This is a genomic window from Pseudonocardia aurantiaca (assembly GCF_039526725.1).
Lineage (GTDB): Bacteria > Actinomycetota > Actinomycetes > Mycobacteriales > Pseudonocardiaceae > Pseudonocardia > Pseudonocardia aurantiaca.
Map to the genome: position 1 here is coordinate 285,427 of NZ_BAAAJG010000016.1, position 20,520 is coordinate 305,946.

General features: G+C 71.5%; 27 protein-coding genes. 19 read left to right on the forward strand and 8 right to left on the reverse strand.

Annotation, left to right across the window (positions count from 1 at the left end):
- Positions 1-17: 17 nt before the first annotated feature.
- Complete coding sequence (locus ABD143_RS25905; RefSeq protein ID WP_343983625.1) at positions 18-857, reverse strand: SAM-dependent methyltransferase; 840 nt, start codon at positions 855-857, stop codon at positions 18-20.
- A gap of 190 nt (positions 858-1,047) precedes the next feature.
- Between ABD143_RS25905 and ABD143_RS25910 the strand changes: the two genes are divergently transcribed.
- The 8 genes from ABD143_RS25910 (at position 1,048) to ABD143_RS25945 (ending at position 4,738) form a co-directional block, all read left to right on the forward strand.
- Entirely contained in the window at positions 1,048-1,176 is a 129-nt protein-coding gene (locus tag ABD143_RS25910) for a hypothetical protein (protein WP_343983628.1), read from the forward strand.
- Entirely contained in the window at positions 1,173-1,295 is a 123-nt protein-coding gene (locus tag ABD143_RS25915) for a hypothetical protein (RefSeq protein ID WP_343983631.1), read from the forward strand. The genes ABD143_RS25910 and ABD143_RS25915 overlap by 4 nt, the downstream gene beginning before the upstream one ends.
- A complete protein-coding gene (locus tag ABD143_RS25920; protein WP_343983634.1) occupies positions 1,292-2,206 on the forward strand; it encodes a polysaccharide deacetylase family protein in 915 nt (304 codons plus the stop codon). Before ABD143_RS25915 ends, ABD143_RS25920 begins: the two co-directional genes overlap by 4 nt.
- An 85-nt stretch (positions 2,207-2,291) precedes the next feature.
- On the forward strand, positions 2,292-2,441 hold the full coding sequence (locus ABD143_RS25925) for a hypothetical protein (protein WP_343983637.1): 150 nt from the start codon (positions 2,292-2,294) through the stop codon (positions 2,439-2,441).
- 50 nt (positions 2,442-2,491) lie between these two features.
- Positions 2,492-3,646, forward strand: coding sequence for a M20 family metallopeptidase (locus ABD143_RS25930; protein ID WP_425563746.1), 1,155 nt, complete (start codon positions 2,492-2,494; stop codon positions 3,644-3,646).
- Positions 3,647-3,673: 27 nt separating this feature from the next.
- Positions 3,674-3,961: a type II toxin-antitoxin system Phd/YefM family antitoxin gene (locus ABD143_RS25935; protein ID WP_343983643.1), complete on the forward strand. Its 288-nt coding sequence runs from the start codon at positions 3,674-3,676 to the stop codon at positions 3,959-3,961.
- Positions 3,962-3,975: 14 nt separating this feature from the next.
- Complete coding sequence (locus ABD143_RS25940; protein WP_343983646.1) at positions 3,976-4,386, forward strand: type II toxin-antitoxin system VapC family toxin; 411 nt, start codon at positions 3,976-3,978, stop codon at positions 4,384-4,386.
- Positions 4,387-4,417: 31 nt separating this feature from the next.
- Positions 4,418-4,738, forward strand: a complete 321-nt coding sequence (locus ABD143_RS25945) for a M20/M25/M40 family metallo-hydrolase (RefSeq protein ID WP_343983649.1) — start codon at positions 4,418-4,420, stop codon at positions 4,736-4,738.
- Between the two features lie 119 nt (positions 4,739-4,857).
- Here the strand turns inward: ABD143_RS25945 and ABD143_RS25950 are convergent, their stop codons facing one another.
- Complete coding sequence (locus ABD143_RS25950) at positions 4,858-5,169, reverse strand: PIN domain-containing protein (RefSeq protein WP_343983652.1); 312 nt, start codon at positions 5,167-5,169, stop codon at positions 4,858-4,860.
- Positions 5,166-5,360, reverse strand: a complete 195-nt coding sequence (locus ABD143_RS25955; RefSeq protein ID WP_343983655.1) for a hypothetical protein — start codon at positions 5,358-5,360, stop codon at positions 5,166-5,168. The genes ABD143_RS25950 and ABD143_RS25955 overlap by 4 nt, the downstream gene beginning before the upstream one ends.
- Positions 5,361-5,520: 160 nt before the next feature.
- On the opposite strand from ABD143_RS25955, the gene ABD143_RS25960 reads away from it, so the two are divergent.
- From ABD143_RS25960 to ABD143_RS25970, 3 genes are all read left to right on the forward strand, one after another.
- Positions 5,521-6,027, forward strand: coding sequence for a mycothiol transferase (locus tag ABD143_RS25960; RefSeq protein ID WP_343983658.1), 507 nt, complete (start codon positions 5,521-5,523; stop codon positions 6,025-6,027).
- A 418-nt stretch (positions 6,028-6,445) separates the two neighbouring features.
- A complete protein-coding gene (locus tag ABD143_RS25965; protein WP_343983660.1) occupies positions 6,446-6,670 on the forward strand; it encodes an ABC transporter permease subunit in 225 nt (74 codons plus the stop codon).
- Positions 6,654-7,475 (forward strand): glycerophosphodiester phosphodiesterase, encoded by an 822-nt coding sequence (locus ABD143_RS25970; RefSeq protein ID WP_343983663.1) that lies wholly within the window; start codon positions 6,654-6,656, stop codon positions 7,473-7,475. Before ABD143_RS25965 ends, ABD143_RS25970 begins: the two co-directional genes overlap by 17 nt.
- A 17-nt stretch (positions 7,476-7,492) precedes the next feature.
- Here the strand turns inward: ABD143_RS25970 and ABD143_RS25975 are convergent, their stop codons facing one another.
- The 5 genes from ABD143_RS25975 to ABD143_RS25995 form a co-directional block, all read right to left on the reverse strand.
- Positions 7,493-9,184 (reverse strand): thiamine pyrophosphate-requiring protein, encoded by a 1,692-nt coding sequence (locus ABD143_RS25975; protein WP_343983667.1) that lies wholly within the window; start codon positions 9,182-9,184, stop codon positions 7,493-7,495.
- Positions 9,185-9,241: 57 nt separating this feature from the next.
- Entirely contained in the window at positions 9,242-9,967 is a 726-nt protein-coding gene (locus ABD143_RS25980) for an alpha/beta fold hydrolase (RefSeq protein WP_343983670.1), read from the reverse strand.
- Between the two features lie 5 nt (positions 9,968-9,972).
- A complete protein-coding gene (locus ABD143_RS25985; RefSeq protein WP_343983674.1) occupies positions 9,973-10,248 on the reverse strand; it encodes a muconolactone Delta-isomerase in 276 nt (91 codons plus the stop codon).
- 44 nt (positions 10,249-10,292) lie between these two features.
- Positions 10,293-11,435 (reverse strand): cobalamin-independent methionine synthase II family protein, encoded by a 1,143-nt coding sequence (locus tag ABD143_RS25990; RefSeq protein WP_343983677.1) that lies wholly within the window; start codon positions 11,433-11,435, stop codon positions 10,293-10,295.
- Positions 11,436-11,512: 77 nt separating this feature from the next.
- Positions 11,513-12,181 carry a GntR family transcriptional regulator gene (locus ABD143_RS25995; protein WP_343983680.1) on the reverse strand — a complete coding sequence of 223 codons (669 nt, stop codon included), beginning with the start codon at positions 12,179-12,181 and terminating at the stop codon, positions 11,513-11,515.
- Positions 12,182-12,337: 156 nt separating this feature from the next.
- Between ABD143_RS25995 and ABD143_RS26000 the strand changes: the two genes are divergently transcribed.
- The 8 genes from ABD143_RS26000 to ABD143_RS26035 all read left to right on the forward strand — a co-directional run bounded on the left by ABD143_RS26000 (position 12,338) and on the right by ABD143_RS26035 (position 20,513).
- Positions 12,338-13,081 (forward strand): PIG-L deacetylase family protein, encoded by a 744-nt coding sequence (locus ABD143_RS26000; RefSeq protein WP_343983683.1) that lies wholly within the window; start codon positions 12,338-12,340, stop codon positions 13,079-13,081.
- A gap of 17 nt (positions 13,082-13,098) precedes the next feature.
- Positions 13,099-13,827 carry a 4-carboxy-4-hydroxy-2-oxoadipate aldolase/oxaloacetate decarboxylase gene (locus ABD143_RS26005; RefSeq protein ID WP_343983686.1) on the forward strand — a complete coding sequence of 243 codons (729 nt, stop codon included), beginning with the start codon at positions 13,099-13,101 and terminating at the stop codon, positions 13,825-13,827.
- A complete protein-coding gene (locus ABD143_RS26010) occupies positions 13,820-14,992 on the forward strand; it encodes a DODA-type extradiol aromatic ring-opening family dioxygenase (protein WP_343983689.1) in 1,173 nt (390 codons plus the stop codon). Before ABD143_RS26005 ends, ABD143_RS26010 begins: the two co-directional genes overlap by 8 nt.
- A 46-nt stretch (positions 14,993-15,038) precedes the next feature.
- Positions 15,039-16,397 carry a Rieske 2Fe-2S domain-containing protein gene (locus tag ABD143_RS26015; protein ID WP_343983691.1) on the forward strand — a complete coding sequence of 453 codons (1,359 nt, stop codon included), beginning with the start codon at positions 15,039-15,041 and terminating at the stop codon, positions 16,395-16,397.
- An 84-nt stretch (positions 16,398-16,481) separates the two neighbouring features.
- Positions 16,482-18,092 (forward strand): ABC transporter substrate-binding protein, encoded by a 1,611-nt coding sequence (locus ABD143_RS26020; protein ID WP_343983693.1) that lies wholly within the window; start codon positions 16,482-16,484, stop codon positions 18,090-18,092.
- 73 nt (positions 18,093-18,165) lie between these two features.
- Positions 18,166-18,510, forward strand: a complete 345-nt coding sequence (gene fdxA, locus ABD143_RS26025; protein ID WP_343983695.1) for a ferredoxin — start codon at positions 18,166-18,168, stop codon at positions 18,508-18,510.
- Positions 18,511-18,604: 94 nt separating this feature from the next.
- On the forward strand, positions 18,605-19,552 hold the full coding sequence (locus ABD143_RS26030; protein ID WP_343983698.1) for an ABC transporter permease: 948 nt from the start codon (positions 18,605-18,607) through the stop codon (positions 19,550-19,552).
- Positions 19,545-20,513: an ABC transporter permease gene (locus ABD143_RS26035; protein WP_343983701.1), complete on the forward strand. Its 969-nt coding sequence runs from the start codon at positions 19,545-19,547 to the stop codon at positions 20,511-20,513. The genes ABD143_RS26030 and ABD143_RS26035 overlap by 8 nt, the downstream gene beginning before the upstream one ends.
- The last annotated feature ends 7 nt before the right edge of the window (positions 20,514-20,520 follow it).

Below are 20,520 nucleotides of genomic sequence, written 5' to 3' on the forward strand. Positions count from 1 at the left end.
CGCCCGCGGCGGGCGCATCAGACCTTGCGGCCGATCCCGCCCGCGTGGAGCGTGCGCACGGCGTCCTCGGTGCTCGTGCGCTCGTCGGGCCGCCAGTCGTTGACGTAGACGAAGCCCGGCTCGACCAGCTCGAGCCCTTCGAAGAAGCGGCGCTGCTCGGCCCAGGTGCGGAAACGGCCCCGGCGCAGGCCGCTGTCCATGAAGGCCCGCTCGGCGGCCTTCGCGCGCGGCTCGTCGTCGTCGAGGAAATTGCTGACCAGGAGGTACGACCCGGGCACCAGCCGCTCCACGATGTGCGCGGTGGCGCCGTAGGGGTCCTCCTTGTCAAACAGGTGGTGCAGGATCCCGCCCAGCAGCATCGCGTACGGCTGCGAGAAGTCGATCAGCTTCGTGCTGTCCTCGTGCTCGAAGATCGTCTCGGGCTTGCGGAGGTCGGCCCTGATGATCGTGGTGATCTGGTCGCGGTCCAGCAGCGCGCGGCCGTGGGCGAGCACGACCGGGTCGTTGTCGACGTAGACGACGCGCACGTCGGGCGCGATTTCGTGCGCCAGCTCGTGCACGTTGCCCGCGGTGGGCAGGCCGGACCCGACGTCGATGACCTGACGGATGCCGGCCTCGCCCACGAGGAATCGCAGCGCGCGGCGCAGGAATTCGCGGTTGTCCCTGGCGATCTGCGCCGCCTCCGGCACGACGTTGAGGAAGCGGTTGGCGGCGCGGCGGTCGATCTCGAGGTTCTCCTTGCCGCCGAGCAGGAAGTCGTACACGCGGGCGATCGAAGGCCGGCTCAAGTCCACATCCGCGGGAGCGTGCGTGTTCTCGTCGTCGCCGTACGACATTCCCTGCTCGTGGTCGCCCACCAAGGGGGTTCCTCCTCTGGCGACCAGGTCCGGTGACTCCGGGACGTGTGGAAGGAGCCTAGCGTGATCGACAAGTGCACACGACACCGTTCACCGAAAGTGGGGGCGTTTCCTCCGCTTTCGTGCTGAACGCGAGTAACCGTCAACACCCAGTGTTGACACGCCGGTTTCCATTATCGACGGTGGCGACGTGAGCGATGGCGAGTCCACGGCCGCGCGGCGGGTGGAGTCGCTCGTGCGGCGCGGGTGCCTGCGCTTCCGCGCCCTGTTCGACAGCACGCTGCTCGGGCTGGACGTCGAGACCTCTACCACTACATGACCGACGTCATCGGCGCGTTGCCCGGCGTCCGCACCGCCGACATGACGCTGCAGACCCGCACCCTCAAGAAGGCCTACGTGCGGATCAACCACGACGGGACCAGGGAGCGAACGGGATGACGACCGAGTTGGAGCCGTGGCAGTGGGACGAGCCCACCTGGCGCGGCCACGTCGAACGGGTGCGCGCGGGCGAGCGGCTCGTGCCGCCGAGCTGGCCCGGCGGGGCGCGGTGCGCCGTCGCGATCTCCTTCGACCCCGACCACGAGACCATCCCGCTGCGCGACGGCGAGACCCGTCCCGGGAAGCTCTCCCAGGGCGAGTACGGCTCCCGGGTCGCCGCCCCGAAGGTGCTGGCGCTGCTCGCCGAGTACGGAGTGCCCGCCAGCTTCTTCATGCCCGCCGTGTCGGCGCTGCTACACCCCGAGGAGGTCGCGGCCTACGTCGAGGGCGGCCACGAGGTGGCCGTGCACGGCTGGATCCACGAGCGCAACTTGCTGCTCGCCCGCGACGACGAGCTCGACCTCACCGGGCGGGCGATCGAGGTGCTGGAGCGGCTCAGCGGGGTGCGCCCGGTCGGGATCCGCACCCCGAGCTGGGACTTCTCCGACACCACTCTCGACATCATCGAGGAGCTCGGGCTGCGCTACGACTCGTCGCTGATGGCCGACGACGAGCCGTACGAGCTCGTGGCCGACGGGCGGCGGACCGGCGTGGTGGAGATCCCGGTCGAGTGGATCCGCGACGACGCCCCCTACCTGATGATGGAGCGCTACGCGGCGCTGCGGCCCTACACGCCGCCGCGGGCGCTCCTGGAGATCTGGCGCGACGAGTTCGACGCCGCCTACGTCGAGGGCGGTCTCTTCCAGCTCACCCTGCACCCCCACGTGATCGGGCACCGTTCCCGGCTCGTCGTGCTGCGTGAGCTGCTCGGGCACATCACGGCCTTCGAGGGCGTCTGGTGCGCCACGCACGCGCAGGTCGCCGAGGTGGCCCGTGCGCAGCTCACCCCCGACGCGGAGGCTCCCTCATGAGCGAGTTCACCGCCGCGGTCAGTGCGTCCGAGACGCGGCTGAGCGGCAGCAGCTAGCTGTGCGCCGCAGGCCGACAGAGGTCCCGATGCACTACCGGCCGGTGCTCGACCGCGCCGCGCGGCTCGGGATCCCCGTGCCGGGCATGAAACGGTTGGTCGCACAGATCAGCGAGCTGGAGAAGGGTGCCCCGATGGACGAACAGCGGATCGCCGACCTCGCGGGGGTGCTGCGGTGAGCGAGCTTTCGAGCGAATCGGCGACGCAACGCGTGCCGTCCCCCGAGGCCATGGCCGGCGTCGACGTCGAGGCGTTCCGCGGCTGGCTCGCCGGCCACGGCGACGACATGGTCGCCGACCTCGTCGCGTACGCCGAACAGGAGACCCCCAGCGACGACAGCGCGCTCCTCGCAGCGGGGCTCGCGCAGATCGAGGGGTGGGTGACCGAGCGGCTCGGGGCGCCGGGGTCGCGGGTGCTGCACGAGTCGGGCGAACACGGGGACGTGCTCGTCCTGGATTACGAGGGCGCGGGCGAGCGGTCGCTCACCCTGCTCGCGCACTACGACACGGTGTGGAGCGCTGGCACGCTCGCGGACTGGCCCGTGCGGATCGACGGCGACCGCCTCACCGGCCCCGGCGTGTTCGACATGAAGGCCGGGCTCGTGCAGGCCGTGTGGGCGGTGCGTGCGCTGCGTGCGGCCGGCGTCGATCACCCCCCGCTGCGGCTGCTGCTCAACGGCGACGAGGAGATCGGCAGCCCGTTCTCCCGCCCGCTGATCGAGAAGGCGTCCGCGGACGCGGCGGCAGTGCTGGTATTCGAGGCGGCCGCCGGCGGTGCCGTGAAGACCGCGCGCAAGGGCGTGGGTCTCTGGGACGTGCACGTGCGCGGGGTGGAGTCGCACGCCGGGCTCGACCCCGCGGCGGGCGCGAGCGCCATCGACGAGCTGGCCCGCCTGGTGCGCACCCTGCACGACGCCACCGACCTCGAGGCAGGCACGAGCGTGAACGTCGGTGTGGTGCGCGGCGGCACCCGCGTCAACGTGGTGGCGGGCCGGGCCGAGGCGGGCGTCGACGTGCGGGTACGGACCGCTGCGGAGCAGGCCCGGATCGACGCCGTGGTCGCCGGGCTGCGCGCGCACGACCGGCGCGCCGAGGTCACGACCACCGGCGGCTGGAACCGTCCGGTGATGGAGCGGAGCGAGGGGATCGCGGCGGTGTACGCCCTGGCCCGGGCCGCGGCGGCGCAGCTCGGGGTGGACCTCGCCGAGACGGCGGTCGGCGGGGCGAGCGACGGCAACTTCGCCGCCGCGTTGGGCCGCCCGGTGCTCGACGGTCTTGGCGCCGTGGGGGCCGGGGCCCACGCGCGGCACGAGCACGTGAGTATCGAGGGGATGATCGAGCGGGCAGCGGTGGCGGCGGGGGTGCTGGCGGCCTTCGCGGGGTGACTTGTATCGAGTTGTACATTTACGTACATGACGCAGCTCAACCTCAGCGAGGCGCGCGCAAGACTCACGGAGTTGCTCGACCGGGTGGCGGACGGCGAGGAGATCACGATCACGCGCTACGGCCGCCCTGCGGCTGTCCTTCTGCGTCCCGATGCGGTGCGGACGCGCCGGGCCGAGCAGACGATCGGACGCGCGCGGCAGATCGGCGCTCTGGTGGCAGCGGCCCGCGAGCAGCCCTTGCCCCCGGCGACGGTGCCGGCTCAGCGGGTCGATGAACTGATCGAAGCAGTCCGGTCCGGGCGCGACGGCTCCTGATCCGGTCGAACGGAGTGGACGCCTTCGACGCGGACGTCCTGATCTACGCGGCCGCGCCCGGTCACCCTCTGGGGCGGCGAGTCAGGGCGCTCTTCCCGGACGAGCCCGGAAGCAGCGCCGGTGTCGGTTCGGTCCTCCTCCTGCCCGAGGTGCTCGCCAAGCCTGCCCGGGACGGTGCCAACGACGAGCTGGCGGCTCTCGCCGGGTTGCTGAGCCGCCTGGATCTGCGTCCGGTCGACCCGGTCACGGCCGAGGTGGCCACCACCCTTGCGATCGAGCACCGCCTCCGGGTCGCCGACGCCGTGCACCTCGCCACCGCGGTGGTCGCCGGTGCGGATCGGTTCATCACGAACAACCGTCGGGATTTCCCGACACACATCCCCGAGATCGCGGTGACCTACCCCGAAAGGCTTGCCGACCTGTGACGAACGGTTCAGGCGAACCGGGGTGAGGAATATGAGCGCGGGGACCAGTTACCTGGCGACGCACGCGCGAACGCCCGGCTGGAACCGTCCGGTGATGGAGCGGAGCGAGGGGATCGCGGCGGTGTACGCCCTGGCCCGGGCCGCGGCGGCGCAGCTCGGGGTGGACCTCGCCGAGACGGCGGTCGGCGGGGCGAGCGACGGCAACTTCGCCGCCGCGTTGGGCCGCCCGGTGCTCGACGGTCTTGGCGCCGTGGGGGCCGGGGCCCACGCGCGGCACGAGCACGTGAGTATCGAGGGGATGATCGAGCGGGCAGCGGTGGCGGCGGGGGTGCTGGCGGCCTTCGCGGGGTGACGGGGCCGCCTTTCCGGCCGGCTACGAAGTCGGGATGAGGTGGAGCCCCTCGTGGTCGGCGAAGTCGGCGAAGTCGGCGAAGTCCTTCGTGTTGAACGTGGCGAGCGGGAGCTCACGAGTTAGGCACACGCGGCGATCCAGCTGTCGTTGGGCCGTCGGGGCCGGCCGCGCAGCTGTGAGTAGGCCTGGAGTTCGCCCCAGCGGCCGGCGACAGTCTGGTCGTACGGAAGCACGACGAGCTCGCCGAGGAAGGCGCGCATCGCGGCGAGGCGGTCAGGACCCCAGCGGCGGACGAGCGTCCATTTGGTCAACTCACCGACTGTCACGAACGTGACTGCGAGAACGTGCCCTGCCAGCTGTCCGGCCATGGGTGCCGGTGTCCGTCGGCGCAGAACCGAGGACGCCACGTCGGTGTCGAGGACGATCGTCACGGAGCCTCAGCGCGCCGTGACCTGTACAGGTCGGCGAGGAACTCCTCGAACTCCTCGTCCGACTCGAACGGATCGGCGTGCGGTAGGTCGTCCACAGAGCTGATCGGGCGTACACCCTGCTGCCGGATCAGCTCCTCCGTCGGCACGAAGTCGCGCGCCGGGCGCGGCGCGGGCGGAGGCGTTGAGGACACGACGGTTCACCTCCTTTGTCCTTCGGTAGCATCCCACGTCGGACCGACAAGGCGCGGGACCATTGCGTTCTTGTTCGCAGATGCACACGCGCCATCCCCACGCGTGTTGCTCGCCCGTCGTACTGTCGGACCGCCGGGCTCTCCACCGCTTGGAGGTTGCGTGAACGCCGCTGAGGTCCTTGCCGACGCCTTCGGCCGCATCGCCGAGGAGGTGCACGACGCCGTCGCCGGGCTCACCGTCGAGCAGCTCGCCGAGCGCATCGCGCCCGAGGCCAACACCATCGCCTGGCTGGTCTGGCACCTCACCCGGGTGCAGGACGACCACGTGGCCGAGGTGGCCGGTACCGAGCAGGTGTGGACCTCCCGGGGGTGGTTCGAGCGGTTCGGCCTGCCGTTCTCGCCGCGGGCCACCGGCTACGGCCAGACGCCCGAGGAGGTCGCCCAGGTGCGGGTCGGCGCCGACCTGCTCACGGGCTACTACGACGCCGTCGCCGAGCGCACGCTGGAGTTCGTCCGCAAGCTCACCGACGCCGATCTCGACCGGGTGGTCGACGACCGGTGGGATCCCGCGGTCACGCTGGGCGTGCGGCTGGTCAGCGTGATCGGCGACGACGAGCAGCACGTCGGACAGGCCGCCTACGTGCGCGGGATCCTGTTGCGTCGCTGACTGCTCCAGTTCTCGGTGGCGAGCTTCCCGCCCCCGTGTGACGGCCGGATTCCCGGACCGACTCCGGATGTGCGTGGGGATCGGCCGATTCCGTTGGGCGAGCACGGCGGGAAGCCAACGGCCGGCGGGAATAGTCGATGACGCGCCGCTGAACTCTTTCCGGCCGATCGAGAACGTCCGGTGAACGACATCTGACAACTCCGTCGGGAGTGCTGTCGTTCGTCACACCGGTGACGGGAAACGGGAACTCCTCTGTCAGAGTGGAGACGCACCGAGAACAAAGGAATGTCCCCCGCATGGCGATCGCCACCTCGGCGCCGGATGCCCGGCGCCGCTCTGCCCCGCCCGGGAACCGGATCCGTGGAAGGTCCCGCTCCCGGCTGCGCAGTACCTCTGAGAGAATGTCGGATATGTCGCGATGATCTATCTCGCCGGATTGCAGGCGGTTCCCCGGGATGCGCTGGAGGCGGCGGCGCTCGATGGCGCCACGCCAATGCGTTCCTCTTTCTCCGTAGCCCTCCCGCTACTCGGGCCAACTACGTTCTTCCTGGGAATCACGACGCTGTTTTCGTCGCTGCAGTCGTTCAGCGCCGCCGCCGAGATCACCACCTCGTACGAGCAGAACGTTGCGCGCTACATCTGACAGGGCGGCGCCGAGCAGCCGCCTTCCCGAGCACCTGCAGCCCGAGCCGGGCCGGATTCGCACGATCGCGCACCGCGGCGACTCCGCGTCCGCCCCGGAGAACACGATCGACGCCTTCGACGCGGCCGCCCGCGCAGGCAGCGACCTCATCGAGATCGACGTCCAGCTCACCGCCGACGGCGACGCCGCGGTGATCCACGACGAGTCGGCGATGCGCACGACGGGTATCGACGCCCCGGTGGCCGAGCTGACCGCGGCCCAACTCTCCGCCGCCGATGCGGGCAGCTGGTTCGGGCCCGAGTTCGCCCACGCGCGGGTGCCGATGCTCGCGACCGTGGCCGACTGGGGCGCGGCGCACCCGGACATCGGCTGGCTCATCGAGTTCAAGGGCTTGTGGACGCCCGCGCAGATGGCCGGGCCGGTGGCCGCGCTCCGCGGTCGCGGTCTCACCGGACGGACCATCCTGCAGAGCTTCGACCCGGACACGGTGGCGGCGGCCCGCGACGTCGCGCCGGACTTCGCCCGTGCCCTCCTGGTGTGGGAGCTGGACAGCGAGGACAAGCTGTTCAGCCGCCTGCGCGAGATCGAGGCGGCCGGCTGCAACCCGAGCGGGATGCTGCCGAACCGCACGCCGGGCCTCGCCGCGCGCCTGCGGGACGCCGGCTACAGCGTCTTCCCGTGGACGCTCGACGAGCCCGACGAGTGGGGGGCGGCGGGCGGGGCGGGGGTGGACGGCGTGATCACCAACCGCCCCGGTCCGTTCCTCGACTGGCACACCATCCGCTGGACCGGCCGGACCGCCTGACGGGGAGCGGGTCCGGCTTACGCGCAGTGGACGTCCACCAGGGCGTGGCGGCGGTCCTCCTGCACCGTGCGTAGGGCTTTCTCCAGCGCCGGCATCAGGTCCGCCCTTGCGCTCACCTCGATGCCCATGCCCCCCGACGCCTCGGCGTACGTCGCGTACCGGGGGGACGGGTCGAGGCGGGCGAGCGGGGACAGGTCGGGGACGCCGGCCGCGTGGCCGTCGGGGTACATCCGCAGCGCCGAGCCCTGCACCGCCCCCCAGTGGGCATTGGTGCAGACGATCGTGAGCACCGGGAGGTCGTGCATCGCCATCGCCTGGTGGCACGCGGCCGGGTTGGCGAACAGGTAGGCCCCGTCGCCGACGGTCGCGATCACCGTCGCCTCCGGGCGGGCCATCTGCAGGCCCATCGCCGCAGGCAGCCCCCAGCCGAGTCCGCCTGCAGGCGGTGTGCCGTAGAACGTGCCGGGGACGGTCGAGCCGAGCAGCTCCGCCGACCCCCAGTACTCGCTGACGACCACGGCGTCGGCCGGGCGCACCCGGGCCAGCGCCGCGTTCAGCACCGGCTTGGTGATCGGGTCGGCGTTCTCGAAGTCGGCGGCGAGCACCTGGTCGCGGCGGTCGCGCCAGCCACGCACGCGCTCGGCCAGCCGCTCACCGCGTGCCGGGTCGGACGTTCGCTGCGCCATCGCGGTGGTGAGCGCCTGCAGCAGCGCAGCGGTGCAGGCCGTGATCGACAGGTCGGCGCGGTGGGTGCGCACGGGGTAGCGGGTGAAGTGCGGGTCCGGGCCGGCCTGGACGACCACCGCATCAGGGCGTGGGCCCGCCGTTCCCGGGATCCACGGCACGTCGTGGTCGAGCACGAGGAGCACGTCGGCGTCGGCGAGCACGGCGTCGACCGCGTACCCGGCGTGCAGCGGGTGGTCGGCCGGGACGTTGACGTGCCGCGTCCCGTGCTCGACGACCGCGATCCCGAAGCGCCGGCAGAGCTCGTCGAGCAGCGGCACGGCCGCGAGGTCGGCCCCGGCGTCGGCCGTGACGACCACCGGGAACTCCGCGGCGGCGAGCAGGTCGGCCAGCCGGTCGACGGCTGCCGGCTCGGGGTGCGCGGGTGTGGGTCCCGCCGGTGCGGGGCGGTCGTCGGTGCCGAATACCGGCGCGGCGAGCACCTCGCGGGGCAGGGTCAGGTACACCGGGCCGCGCGGCTCGGTGCAGGCCACGTCCAGCGCCCGGTCGACGACGTCGGTGACCTGAGCGCCGTCGCGTAGCTCGTAGTCCCAGCCCACGAGCTCGCGCAGCATCCCGGCCTGGTCGAACATCTCCTGCGCCCAGTGGATCGGCGCATCGCGGGCGCCGAGCATCGAGTGCTCGAAGATCGGTGTGCGGCCCGCCGCGAGCAGGACGGGCACCCGGCTGCGGGCGGCGTTGAAGACGGCGCAGACCGCGTTGGCCGTGCCGACGCTCGTGTGCAGCATGACGGCCTGCACGCGCCCGTCACCGAGGTAGGAGCCGTGCGCCATCGAGACCGCGAGGTTCTCGTGGGCGCACACGACGACGTCGGGCAGGTCGAGGCCGGACTCCTTGCGCCGGGCGTACGCCTCGACGATCGGGGCGAAGTCGGTGCCGCTGTTGACGAACAGCCGGTCCACCCCGCGGCGCCGCAGCCGCACGAGGAACGCCTCGGCCACCGTCTCCGCGTCCTGCAACACCATCGTCGCTCTCCGTCCCCGCTCCGCTGAGCGGATCACTCCGCTGGGTTGATGAGCGGATCACTCCGCTGCGTCGATCAGGGCCTTCGCCAGCGCCTCGGGCGCCGTCACCATCGCCTCGTGCCCGGTCGGCACGGTGAGGACGGGCCAGCCGGCCGCCTCCGCCCGCTCGGCCTGCTGCTGGAACACTCGCATCCAGTCCGTGCACTCGACGAACGCGGCCGGCACCGCGTCGCAGGCCCCGGTGAGGGTGAGCGGCTGCGTGTAGGTCAGCCATGGGTGCGGGGTGAGCCGCGGGTGCAGCCAGTCGAGGTCCTCCTGACCGGTCACCCCGAGCACCTCCAGCGAGCGCACCGGCACGAGCCACCCGAACCCCGGGCCCGCCACCGACTCGCGGTAGTGCTCGGCCACCTGCGCGGGCAGCAGATCGATCGCGGCCTCCCCGTCGCGCCCGACGAACGCGTCGAGGTAGACGCGCCTGCGGATGCGATGCGGCCGCTGGTCGGTGACACCGGTGACGACCTGGCCCCCGTAGCTGTGCCCGACGAGCACCACGTCGTGAAGGTCCTCGGCGTCGAGCAGCGCCACCACGTCCCGCACGTGGGTGTCGAGGCCGACGGAGGGGTGCAGCAGGTGGGCCCGGTCGCTGAGCCCTGTGAGGGTCGGGGCCAGCACCTGGTGGCCGGCCTCCCGCAGGTGCGGCGCCACCCGGCCCCACACCCACCCGCCGTGCCACGCCCCGTGCAGCAGGACGAACGTGGCCGGCTCCGGTCGCGTCGGTGGCACCGCTGTCACAGCTCCTGGGGGTGGGTCGCGAGTGGCTCGATCGAGACATCCAGCCAGGGGAAGAGCGGCAGCGACGTCAGCGCGTCGTGCAGGGTCGTCGCGTCCGGCACCTCGAACAGCCCCACCCAGGCGTTGCGCCCGGGGACCCGCCAGAGCCGTTCGAGGATGCCCGCGTCCCTGAGCTCCTGGGCCCGCGCTCGCTCGGCCTTGCGCAGGCGGAGGCTCTCCTCCTCCGGCGTGTCCAGGGGCAGCCGGTTCTCGGCGCGTACCAGGAACTCCATCCATGCCTCCTACGTGTTGCTTGTCAGCGCGTCGGAACAGCGCGTCAGAAGAGCTTGTCGGTGGCCCGGGCGGCGCCCTCGCCGAGCGCGCGGAGCTTCTCCCAGGCGAGCTCGGGAACCACCCCGCCCCACCCGGCGAAGGTGCCGAAACCGCAGTCGGTGCTGGCGATCACCCGCTCGCGCCCGACGATGTCGGTGTAGCGCTCGATGCGCTCCGCGACGAGGCCGGGGTGCTCCACGAAGTTGGTGGTCGTGTCGATCACGCCGGGTGCGAAGACCTTGTCCTCAGGGATCTTCGCCGCGGCCCAGCCCGCCCAGTCGTGGCCGTGGCGGGGGTTGGCCGCCTCGCAGAGGACCGTGCCCGGCTTGGCGCGCAGCACCAGGTCGGCGATCTTCTCGACGGCGATGTCGAACGTGTGCGGGCCTTCGTAGTTGCCCCAGCACAAGTGGATGCGGCTGCGCTCCGCGGGGACGTCGCGCAGCGCGTGGTTGAGCACCTCGACGAGCACCTCCGCGCGGGCGAGGAACTCCTCGTCCGTGAGGTGCTTGTACTTGTTGTGCCGCCCCATCCCGAGGTCGGGGGCATCGATCTGCAGGTCGAACCCGGCCGCGACGATCCGGTCGTACTCGACCTTCAGCGCGTCGGCGATCGCGTTGAGGTAGGTGTCCTCGTCGGGGTAGTACTCGTTGGGCTGGAAGAGCGCGGTGATCCCCGGCGAGGGCGCGTTCATGAACGCCCCCTCGACCTGCACGGCGTCGGTCGCGGACCGCAGCGTTGCCAGGTCGGTCTCGAGCGGCTCGGGGTTCACGTAGCTGATCGGCCCCCGGCAGATCGGGCGCAGGTAGGCAACGGTCGCGCCCGAGCGGTGCAGCGCCTCCTTGTACTCGGGGTAGGCGTCGAGGTCGGCCGGGGTGGCGCGGGGGGCGTCACCGATCTCGAACCCGCTCATCCGGTGCCGGATGTAGGTCGCGTAGCCGATCTTGCTCATCTCGCCGTCGCTGACGAGGTCGATGCCGACCTCGGCCTGGTGGCGCACCTGCTCGTGCACCGCGGACTCGATGCGGGCGGCGAGGGCGGCCTCGTCCACCGGCTCGCCGCGGTCGCTGGCGTTCATCATCTCCAGCAGGTCCTGCGGGCGCGGCAGGCTACCGACGTGCGTCGTTCGGATGCGGTCGACACCGGACATGAACGGGCCCTCCTCGTTGAGTACTCGCCTGGAACGCGTTGGGTCGGACGTGGGCACCGGGGGACCGTTGTCGTTCCTCACCACTGGTGCAGGTTCGCGTCGAGCTGCTCGAGCGCCTCGACGACGCTCAGCAGGTGGGCGCGCATCGTCTGCTCGGCGATGTCGGGGTCGCCCGCGCAGACCGTCTCGATGACGTGCAGGTGTTCCTGGAGGCCGACGGCCGGCCGGCCGGGCAGGAGAGCGATCGTGTAGTGGTAGCGCACGCTCTGCGTCCGCAGCCTGTCGAGCAGCCGGCCCGCCGTCTCGTGGCCCGAGATGTCGCGGACGGTCCGGTGCACGAGCTGGTTGACCCGGCTGTAGGCGGGCACGTCGGCGTTGGCGACGGTCTCGGTGAGCTCGGCGCCCAGCTCGCGCAACCGCTTGCGGTCGGCGTCCGTGGCCCGCACCGCCGCCTTCGCCGCGCACAGCCCTTCGACCACCGCTCTCGCCTCGGTGATCTCCACGGCCTCCTCGAGCGAGATCGGCCGCACGCGGGCGCCGCGGTTGCGCTCCCGCTCGACGATGCCCTCGTTCTCGAGCTGGGCGAGTGCTGCGCGGACCGCACCCCGGGAGGCGTCGTACAGCGAGACGAGGTCGGCCTCCGGAAGTCGCTGCCCGGGCGCGAATCGGCCCTGCATGATCCCGTCGCGGACCGCGGTCACGACAACGGTGACGTCGCTCGTCGCGGTTCCACCGCCTGCGGTCATGCAGGTCCTTTCGCCCGCACCGACCCGGCTGGGTCGGCGCTCCGGCGGCCGACTGTACTCGTCGACAACATTGTTAACAATCTGGTTGCCACTCTTGTTGACCGACGCTATGGTCCAGGCCACAAGACCGCAAGAGCCAGCCAGGAGGCGCAGCACATGGCTTCAGCCGTCGGAGCAGACGGGCCGTCCGTGGTGGTCGTCAGCGCGCACGCCGCCGACTTCGTGTGGCGTTCGGGCGGGGCGATCGCCCGCGCCGCGGAGGACGGGGGCTCGGTCACCGTGCTCTGCCTGAGCTACGGCGAGCGCGGCGAGTCCGCGGCGCTCTGGAAGGACGAGGGTGCCACGCTGGAGTCGGTCAAGGCTGCCCGGCAGGAGGAAGCGGCGGCCGCGGCCGACGTCCTCGGCGCCGACGTGGTCTTCTTCGACGCGGGGGACTACCCGCTGCGCCCCACCGACGAGCTGGTCGACGGGATCGTCGCGCAGTTCCGGCGGCTACAGCCCACGCTGCTGCTCACCCACGCCGAGCGCGACCCGTACAACCTCGACCACGCGCTCACGCACGAGATCGTGCTGCGCGCACGGATGGTGGCGCAGGCCGCCGGGCTACCCGACCGCAGCACGCCCCCGCTCGGCGCCGCGCAGGTGATGGCCTTCGAACCGCATCAGCCCGAGCAGTGCGGCTTCGTCCCGAACCGGTTCCTCGACATCACCGCGGTGTTCGAGCGCAAGCAGGCGGCCATGAAGTGCATGGGCGCGGCGCAGGGCCACCTCATCGACTACTACGAGGACCTCGCCGTCCGCCGCGGTGTGCAGGCCCGGCGCAACGGCGCACCGGGGTCGGTCATCCACGCCGAGGCGTTCCAGCAGGTCTTCCCCACGGTCGGGGCCACCCTGTGGTGAGCCCGGGGGCGGGGCACGTGATCGTCCGCAGCGACGCCGCCCCCGACCCGGACGCCGTGGCGGCGCTGCGCCGGCAGGGTGTCGCCACCGTGCACGAGGCGCAGGGGCGCCGCGGGCTGCTGGGCCCGCAGGTCCGGCCGGCGCAGGAGGGCGCGACGGTCGCCGGCCGGGCGGTCACGGTGCTCTCGCACCCCGGCGACAACCTCATGATCCACGCGGCGGTGGAGCTGTGCCGGCCAGGCGACGTGCTGGTGGTCGTCACCACCTCCGAGTCGACCGACGGGATGTTCGGCGACCTGCTCGCGGTGTCGCTGCAGGCCCGCGGGGTGGTCGGACTGGTCACCGGGGCCGGTGTCCGCGACGTGGCGGACCTGCGCCGGATGGCCTTCCCGGTCTGGGCGCACGCCATCAGCGCGCAGGGCACGGTCAAGGCGTCGCCGGGCTCGGTGAACGTCCCCGTGGTCGTGGCAGGCGCGCTGGTGACGGCGGGCGACGTCGTGGTCGCCGACGACGACGGCGTGGTCGTCGTCCCGCGCGCCGAGGCCGCGGCCGTCGCCGCGGCGGGGGAGGCCCGGCTGCGCAACGAGGCGGACAAGCGCGCCCGGCTCGCGGCGGGCGAGCTCGGCCTCGACATGTACGGCCTGCGCGCCGAGCTGGAACGGCTCGGCGTCCGGTACGTCGACGCCCCAGCATTCGACGTCCCAGCATCCGGCGGAGCCGTCGTCGAAGGAGCACACCATGGCTGAGATCGTCGCCGCGGCCGCGGCCGTTCACGCCCCACAGTTGCTGAGTCGCCCGCCGCACGAGGACCCGGCGAAGCTCGACGGCAGCACCGACGCGCTGCGCCGATTCGGCACGGTGCTCGACGCGGCGGCGCCGGACGCGCTGATCGTGATCGGCATCGACCACCTGGAGACGTTCTGGCTGGAGGCGGTGCCCACCTTCACCCTCGTCCTCTCACCGCTGGCCACGGCGCACTACATGCAGAAGGAGCGCCGCGTCCCGGTGCACACCGACCTCGCCACGCACCTGCTGCACGGCGTGGTCGCGCGGGACATCGACCTGACGTACTCGCAGGAGGCCAAGCTCGGCCACGCGTTCCTCACGCCGTTCGAGTACGTGCTGGGCGACCGGGACATCCCGGTGATCCCGCTGCTGGTGAACGCCTACCTGCCGCCGCTGCCGAGCCCCCGCCGCTGCTTCGCGCTCGGCAAGGCCATCGCCGAGGCGCTCGCCGACCGCCCGGAGCGGGTCGCGGTGCTCGCGAGCGGCGGGATGTCGCACTTCCCCGGCACCGCCCGCTACACCGCACCTCAGTTCTCCTTCGACGAGTGGGTGCTGCAGGAGGTGGCGGCGGGCCGCTACGAGGAGCTGCTCGACCTCACCCCGGTGCAGCTGGACGAGGTGGGCGAGAGCGAGCTGCTCACCTGGTTCGTGATGCTCGGGGTGCTCGCCGGCTCCGGCGGCGCGCCGCCCGGCGGGCTGCTGTCCTACCAGCACCTGTCCCACCACGGGCACGGCGTGGTGCAATTCGTGCCGCCGCTCGCCGAGGGCACCGAGCCGAACGTCGACGAGCCGCTGGCGAGCCCCGTGCCCCTCTTCGGCGGCTACGAGTTCACCTCCACGGACTTCATCTACTACCGGTTCCCGGAGCCGTCGAGCTTCCCGCTGAACCGGCTGTTGCACCGCATCATCACCGACGAGGAGCTGCGCACGGAGTTCGTGCACGACCCGGCCGCCGTCGCGGCGCGTGCCGAGCTCACCGACGAACAGCGCGCCGCCCTTCTGGCCGACGGCTTCGACAAGCTCACCGAGGTGGGCGCGCACCCGCTGCTCGCGCTCTCGGCCCGGCAGGTCGCGCTGCTGGAGCAGCAGCGCCAGGAGGCGCCGCCGGCGGTCCCTGCCACCTGACCTTTCTCCAGGCGACATCACCACTCATCTCGAAGAGAGGCCGACGATGCTCTCAGCACAGGACAACGAGCTTCTGACCCGTGTGGGGCCGGGCACCCCGATGGGCGAGCTGTTGCGCCGTTACTGGACACCTGCGCTGCTGGTCAGCGAGGTTCCGACGCCGGGTGGCGACCCGGTGCGCGTGCGGTTGCTGGGTGAGGACCTCGTGGCGTTCCGGGACCGGGAGGGCCGGGTCGGGCTGATCCAGGGGAACTGCCCGCACCGTGGGGCGTCGCTGTTCTTCGGCCGCAACGAGGCCGGTCCGGACGGGGCCTGCGGGCTCCGGTGCCCCTACCACGGCTGGCAGTTCGCCACCGACGGCACCTGCATCGACATGCCGAGCGAGCCGCCGACCAGCTCGTTCAAGGACCGGGTGAAGGCGAAGGCCTACCCGACGCACGAGTCGGGCGGGATCGTCTGGACCTACATGGGCCCCGCGGAGACCATCACGCCCTTCCGCGACTTCGGCACCGAGACCCTCGCACCCGACGAGGTCGCGGCCACCAAGCTGCACACGAGCTGCAACTGGGTGCAGGCGATGGAGGGCAACCTCGACACCTCGCACATCTCCTGGCTGCACCAGTGGGAGGGCGTCGACGACATCCCGGACGACGGCAGCGACAAGCCCGGCTACCCGTCCAACGCGATGTCGTGGAAGTTCTGGAAGCACGACCGCGCGCCCCGGCTGGAGATCGAGGACACCTGGTACGGGTTCAAGTACGTCGGCGTCCGCACCACGCCCGCCGGGCACAAGCACGTGCGGATGAGCGCGTTCTGCTTCCCGTACAACACGGTGATCGCGTCGGTGCCTTTCGGCACCCAGCACGGCCTGTTCGTGCCGGTCGACGACCACAACACCATTCGCTACAGCTTCTCCACGCGGGTGAACGAGGGCCTGCAGGAGGTCGGCGGCACGAACCTCTTCGCGCTGAGCCCGTTCGAGTTCGGCCCGGCCGAGGTGGGCCGCAACGGGATCATCCCGCGCCGCTACACGGCCGAGAACGACTACGGGATCGACCGCGAGGAGCAGCGCACCACCACGTACTCCGGGGTGCGCGAGTTCATCAGCCAGGACTTCATGGTCACCGAGTCGATGGGCCCGATCTACGACCGCACGCAGGAGCGGCTGGGCACATCGGACAAGGCGATCATCCGGATGCGCCGGCTGCTGATCGCCGCCGCGAAGAGCGTGGCGGAGGGCGGCGAGCCGCCCGCGGTGGAGCCCGACCTCGACTACCGGAGCATCCGTTCCGCGGAGAAGATCCTCGACGAGGGCGAGGACTGGCGCGAGCTGGGCACCGACGCCGACCCGATGGTCCAGAGGTACGACGCCGGCAACGCCCGGACCCCCGTCGCCGGTAGCTGACGCACCACCCGGCGCGCCCCGGCCCCCTTTCCGGGGCGCGCCGCTTCCCACGACCCCCTTACAGACACATCGAGGTGTACTGCGATGAGGTTGCGACCCCGCACGTCCCGCGCTCTCGCGGCCGTGGCGCTCGCATGTTGCGCCGTCCTGCTGGGAGCGTGCGGGGCCGCGAACCGCGGTGCCGTCGCCGAAGGCGCCCTCCAGGCGCGTGACCCGTACGGCGCCGATCTCGCAGCCGAGGGCACGCCCAAGTCGGGCGGCACGCTGCTGCTCGGCATGGACCGCGAGGCCGTGAGCTTCGACCCGACGGTCCAGAACTCGAACATGGCTGCGATGGCCGTCTACGACTCGCTGATGAAGCTCACCCGGGACGGCAGCGCCGAGCCATACCTCGCGCAGTCGATGGAGTCCCCCGACGCCGGCACCACCTGGGTGCTGACCCTGCGGCCCGGCGTCACGTTCTCCGACGGCACCCCGCTGGACGCCGACGCGGTGATCGTCAACACCCAGCGGCACATCGACAAGGTCTCCTCGCCTGCGCACGCCTTCGCGCAGCGGATCACGTCGATGCGCGCGGTCGACCCGTTGACGGTGGAGTTCGTCCTCAACGCGCCGCTCGGCGACTTCCCGGTCGTCTTCGGTCAGCCGATCACCTACGGTGCGCTCGGGCTGATCATCTCGCCCGCCGCGCTGCAGCAGCACGGCGACGAGATCGGCCGCCACCCCGTGGGCGCCGGCCCGTTCCGGTTCGTGGAGTGGATCCCGGACTCGCGGATCGTGTTCGAGAAGAACCCGACGTACTGGCAGCAGGGGATGCCCCACCTCGACGGGCTGGAGTTCCGCCCGCTGCCCGACACCGAGACCCGCTACGCCTCGATCGAGAACGGTGACGTCGACGTGGTGTTCGGCGGCTACAACCAGGAGCTGGTGCGGGCGAGCCAGAACCCGGACCTGCGCGTCTACTACGGGCCGGGCAACGCAGGCGAGTACCTGTACTTCAACTTCAACAAGGCGCCCTTCGACGACCGCCGGATGCGCGAGGCGCTGGTCCGCTCGCTCGACCTGAACGCGCTGGCGGCGAGCCAGTACAGCGGCCGGATCGTGCCCTCGAGCAGCTTGTTCACCGAGAACAGCCCCTACCACACGCAGGCGGCCTCGGACGCGTGGCCGAAGTACGACCCGGAGCTCGCGAAGCAGCTCATCGCGGACTACCGCGCGAGCGGCGGAAACCCCGACTTCGTCTTCAAGACCACGCAGGCGCGGGTGCCGTTCGGCGAGTTCATCCAGGCGCAGATGGCGGCCGTCGGGATCAACGTCCGGCTGCAGTTCTACGACCTCGCGCAGTTCTCCTCCGCGGTGGTGCAGAGCAACGACTTCCAGCTCACCACGTGGGTCGGCGCCTTCGACACGCCGTTCCCCGGCGCGACCCGGCTGCTGCACAGCGGCGGCAACACCAACTACGGCAAGTACTCCAACCCGCAGGTGGACGCCCTGCTCGACCAGGCGGCGAGTACGTCGGACCCGGCCGTCCGGACGCAGGCCTACCAGCAGGTGGAGACGCTCGTGGGGCAGGACCTGTCCATGGCGTGGTTCAGCCGCAGCTACCTGTCGACGATCACCAAGCCCGAGGTCAGGGGCCTTGACCGGTACGTGTCCCGCGACATGTTCTACGCGACCACATGGCTCGACCGGTGACACCCGGCCGCGACGCCGCGCTGACCGAAACCGGGCCGACCACAGCCGACCGTCACGGAAGGGGCCGAACCAGATGACCTACGTCATCGCCGAATCCTGCGTCGACCTCATGGACCGCAGCTGCGTCGACGTCTGCCCGGTCGACTGCATCTACACCGGCGACCGGAAGCTCTACATCAACCCCGCCGAGTGCATCGAGTGCGGGGCCTGCGAGCCGGAGTGCCCGGTCGACTCCATTGTGCTGGAGCAGCAGGCCGCCGACTCCGAGGCGGCCTACATCGCCGACAACGCGGCGTTCTTCTACGACGTGCTCCCGGGGCGCGTGGCCGCGCTCGGCGACCCCGGTGGCGCGTCGGCCATCGGGCCGGTCGGAGCGGACACCCCGCTGGTGGCGGCGCTGCCGCCCAGGGAGAGTTGAGGCGGCCATGGCCGACACGATGGCAACGACGCCGGCGATACCGGCCACGGCCGGGGGGCCGGGCGCACCGCGCGGTGCCAGGCGGAGATCCGCGGTGGGCCGCATCCGCAAGCGGCTGACGCACCTGCTGCTCGTGCTGCTCGCGGTGACGTTCCTGTCGTTCGTGGTGGTCGACCTGCTGCCGGGCGACGCCGCCGTGGTGGTGGCAGGCGACAACGCGACGCCGGAGCAGGTGCAGCAGGTGCGCGAGGACCTGCAGCTCGACCGGCCGGTGCTGATCCGGTACGTCGACTGGCTCGGCGGCGTGCTCACCGGCGATCTCGGCAGCTCGTTCCGCACGGGGCAGCCGGTGGCCGAGGCACTCGCCCAGCGCATCCCGGTGTCGTTCGAGATCACGATCGTCGCCCAGCTGCTCGCGCTGCTGATCGCGGTGCCGCTGGCCGTCTACTCGGCCTACCGGCCAGGGCGGCTCGTGGACCGGGCGTCGATGACCATCGGATTCGGCGCCGCGGCGATGCCGACGTTCGTGTTCGGCATGGTGCTGATCGTGCTGTTCGCCGGCGGCGTCTCCAGCATCCTGCCCGCCACCGGCTACACCGGGTTCTTCGAGGACCCGCTGGCCAACCTGAGATCGATCATCCTGCCGTGCCTGACGCTGATGATCGCCGAGGCCGCGGTCTACCGACAACTGCTGCGCTCGGACATGATCTCGACGCTGCAGGAGGACTTCATCCTCATGGCCCGGTCCAAGGGACTGAGCCCACGGAAGATCCTGCTCCGCCACGCGCTGCGGCCGTCGTCGTTCTCGCTGATCACGCTCTCCGGCGTGAACATCGGGCGGCTGCTCGGCGGCACCGTGATCGTCGAGACGCTGTTCGCGATCCCCGGCCTCGGCCAGCTCATCGTCCAGGCCGTGTTCAACCGCGACTACATGATCCTGCAGGGCGCGCTGCTGTTCGTCGCGGTCGCCTACGTCGTGATCAACATGCTCATCGACCTCCTCTACCTGGCCCTCGACCCGCGGGTGCGCAGAGATGCCTGAGACGACGACGCCTGGGACGACCCCGGACACCAGCCCCGGCCTCGCCGGGGACTCCGTCGCGACGCCGGTGCCGAGCGCCACGGTGCCGACCGCCACGGTGCCGACCGCCAGGGGGGCGGCCAAGGACGCGAAGCGGGCGCGCAGGGCAGGCCGCACGCCGTTCGGCTGGTACGTGGCGTGGACGTGGCTGGGCGCCGTGGTGCTCGCGGCGGTGTTCGCCCCGCTGCTGCCGCTCTGGGACCCGGCCGTGCCCGACTACAACAACGTGTTCGGCGGGATCACCCCCGAGCACTGGCTGGGCGGCGACACGCTCGGCCGGGACACCTTCTCCCGGGTCATCCACGGGGCGCGGGCGTCGCTGCTGGTCGGCATCTGCGCCGTCGGGCTCGGAGCGCTGGTCGGTGGCATCCTCGGCATGCTCGCCGGCTACTTCGGTGGGCGCACCGAACGGGTGCTGGCGCTGGTCACCGACGTGGTGCTGGCGTTCCCCGGCCTGGTGTTCATCATCGCGATCGTCGCCATCCTGGGTTCCAGCCTGACCAACCTGATCATCGGGCTGGCGATCCTGTCGGTGCCGACGTTCATCCGGCTCACCCGGGCGGCCACGCTGGTGGTGGCGCAACGGGAGTTCGTGCAGGCCGCGCGGGCCTACGGGTGCAGCCCCTTGCGGATCATCGCCAGGGAGATCGCACCCAACGTCGTGCTCCCGGTGGCGGCGTACGCGTTCATCATGATCGGCACGTTCATCGTGGTGGAGGGCTCGCTCAGCTTCCTCGGCCTCGGCATCCCACCGCCCACGCCCAGCTGGGGCGGCATGATCGCCGGCGGCCGCACCGAGCTGCTCAACTACCCGCACATCTCGCTGTTCCCGGCCGCGGTCATGTTCCTCACCGTGCTGTCGATCAACTACATCGGCGAGCGCACCCGCAAGCAGTTCGAGGTCAAGGAGAGCAACTTGTGAGCGAGCT